4 protein-coding genes are annotated in these 2,569 nt (G+C 70.3%); 3 read left to right on the top strand and 1 reads right to left on the bottom strand.

Annotated features, from left to right (window positions below; translation table 11 throughout):
• Positions 1 to 222, top strand: a 222-nt coding sequence (locus tag AC08ON_RS10745; protein ID WP_476616880.1) for a hypothetical protein, incomplete at its 5' end; no start/stop codon positions are given.
• 84 nt (positions 223 to 306) lie between these two features.
• Here the strand turns inward: AC08ON_RS10745 and AC08ON_RS10740 are convergent.
• Positions 307 to 1,026 (bottom strand): sigma-70 family RNA polymerase sigma factor, encoded by a 720-nt coding sequence (locus AC08ON_RS10740; protein WP_476607183.1) that lies wholly within the window; start codon positions 1,024 to 1,026, stop codon positions 307 to 309.
• Positions 1,027 to 1,281: 255 nt separating this feature from the next.
• Between AC08ON_RS10740 and AC08ON_RS10735 the strand changes: the two genes are divergently transcribed.
• Positions 1,282 to 1,593, top strand: coding sequence for a glutaredoxin family protein (locus tag AC08ON_RS10735; protein ID WP_476607182.1), 312 nt, complete (start codon positions 1,282 to 1,284; stop codon positions 1,591 to 1,593).
• 185 nt (positions 1,594 to 1,778) lie between these two features.
• A partial coding sequence (locus AC08ON_RS10730; RefSeq protein ID WP_476616879.1) for a redox-sensing transcriptional repressor Rex occupies positions 1,779 to 2,569 on the top strand: 791 nt, incomplete at its 3' end.

Here is a 2,569-nt window from a genome sequence, read left to right as displayed (position 1 = left end):
TCGGCGGCCTGCCTCGTCGTGGCCAGGTCCCTGCGTCGTCGCACCCTCATCGTCAACTCCATGCTGTCCGGGGCGGAGCAAGGGCTCGGCTCGGGAAGTGACCGGGGCCGCCACCCACCCCTTGTCGCCACCTCCGCGCGCCGCGATCCACGCCATGGTTCGCCGGCACGCCGTCAGAGTACGGTGCGGCACGACTTCGCGGCGGCCGCCGCTCGAACGTGACGGCGGGAAAGTGCCGGTGGAACAACGACCGGGCCGGGGTTGCGACGTGATCTGGGATATCGCTCACGGCGAGGGGCCCGGAGGTCAGGCCGTGCCTGCTGCGGGAAGGGCGCGGGCAAGTGTCCGAATTGCTCTGAACTGCAAGGATTTGACCGCCCCCTCGTTACGGCCCATGGCCAGCGCGGTCTCGCGGACCGACAGCCCTTCGAGGAACCGGAGCGCGACGCACTCCTGCTGGTCCGGGCGCAGTTCGCGGACGGCGTCGAGCAGTTCGCGGCGGGTCAGCACGGCCAGGATCGACTCTTCGGGGCTCGGTACCGTCAGCGCCGTGGCTCGGTGCTCGGCCGCGGCGAGGATGTCCGCCGTCGGGATCTCGAACCGGCACCGCGCCGAGCGGGCCTGATCGACCAGCAGGTTGCGAGCGATGGTGATGAACCAGGCACCGATGTCCCGCCCCTGCCACCGGAACGTGCCGATGGAGCGGAAGGCACGCAGGAAGGTCTCGCTGACGATGTCCTCGGCGGCCACCGGATCCCCGCCCAGCCGGTACAGCGCGTACCGGAACACGAGGTTGGCGTACCGGTCGTAGAGCAGCCCGAAGGCGTTGACGTCACCTCGCCGGGCCCGGTCGACGAGCGCCGTCCGGTCGTCGTCGGCCGGATCGCCCTGAGGGTCTCCGACTCGCTCGCGGTCCTCCCTGGCGCCCACCGGGGACATCGCGTCCTGCCTGCGGAGGGAGCCGCAGCGCGGGGCGACGAGACCGGCGGCGAGGTCGGCGAGGTCGGCGAGCGTGCATTCGGTCACAGCCCGGGCTCCGGAGGATGCGGTCGCGGCAAGGTGGGCCGGAAAGCCCGGCGCACATGGTTCCGTTAGTAGCTGAGTGTAGCCGGAGGAGGGAGCGCGGGAAGTCGGAGATCGTCCGGGCGCAGGCGGGGGCGTCTTCCGGCGAGGTCCGGACCGGACCGCACGCCGGGGCCGGGCCCCTGAACGGGCCTCGGTCCCACCGAGCGGTTCGGAAAGCCACTCGGCGGCGACGGGGATCGCGCCTACCATCGTGGAATGGACGACGGGTTGGAACAGGCGGATTCCGGCCGCAACGGTGTGCGTATCACACTACTCACCCGGACGGGATGTCATCTGTGCGACACCGCGCGGGCGGCGGTCGTCCGGGTCGCCGAGCAGGAGCAGGTCGGGTGGCGGGAGGCCGATGTCGACGCCGATCCCCAGCTTGCCGACGCCTACGGCGACCGGGTACCGGTCATCCTGCTCGACGGCCGGGAACACGGTTACTGGCGGGTGGAGGAGGACCGGCTGCGGCGGGCGCTCGCCGGCGGCCGGTGGGCGCTGCGCCCTGCCAAGGGTGGTCGCTGATCAGGGGGCCGGCTCTCCTCGGCACTTCGTGAATCCCTTCACGAAGTCGTACACTGCCCGAGGACAGCCGACTTGTGGCGCCGACTACCGCACGCCGGGGCTACCGCACGCTGGGTGTCGGCGGGGCCACGGATTCGGGCCCATAGCTCCGGGCGTAACCGCGCGCCTAGAGATCGGAGCCGCGGATGAGTCAACCACGGCGTCGCCCGGCGGTGATCCGGCGACGTACACGTAGTGACACGGCTTCCAGGCGTTCCTCCGACGTTCCGGAGGCGACGGTCGCGCGGCTTCCGCTCTACCTCCGGGTGCTGACGACATTGGCGGAAAGCGGGGTTTATACTGTGTCTTCGGACACGCTCGCGGCCGCCGCCGGAGTCACTCCGGCCAAGGTTCGCAAGGATCTGTCCCATCTCGGTTCCTACGGCACGCGGGGCGTCGGCTACGAGGTGGATGTCCTGCTCGACTGCATCGCCGCGAAACTGGGCCTCACCGAGGACAGAGCGGTTGTGCTGGTGGGAGTCGGCAACCTCGGCCACGCCCTGGCGGGTTACGGCGGCTTTTATGCCAGGGGCTTTCGGATCGTGGCCCTGGTCGACGCGGATCCCGAGCGAGTCGGCGAGCGGGTCGGTGAGGTTGTCGTCAGTCCCGTCGGCGATCTCGAACAGGTGATCGTCCAGGGTCAGGTCACGATCGGGATGATCTGCACGCCGGCCGCCGCGGCGCAGGGGGTGTGTGATCGTCTGGTCGCTGCCGGGGTCACCAGCATCCTCAACTTCGCCCCCACGGTGCTTTCGGTACCCGACGGTGTGGACGTGCGTAAAGTCGACCTTGCCGTGGAACTGCAGATCCTCTCGTTCCATGAAGCACGTAAACGTCCGTCGCCGGCACGGGACACATCACCGAGACGGGGCGCGAGATCCACACCGGGCGCCGGCTCCGGGCGTGACGCCGTGCCGCCGCGCCGGGCGCGCCCGGC

It is taken from the genome of Frankia sp. CoWAU3 (genome assembly GCF_977971855.1).
The sequence above is the reverse complement of the archived record's forward strand: the minus strand, read 5'-3'. Positions and strand labels throughout refer to the sequence as shown.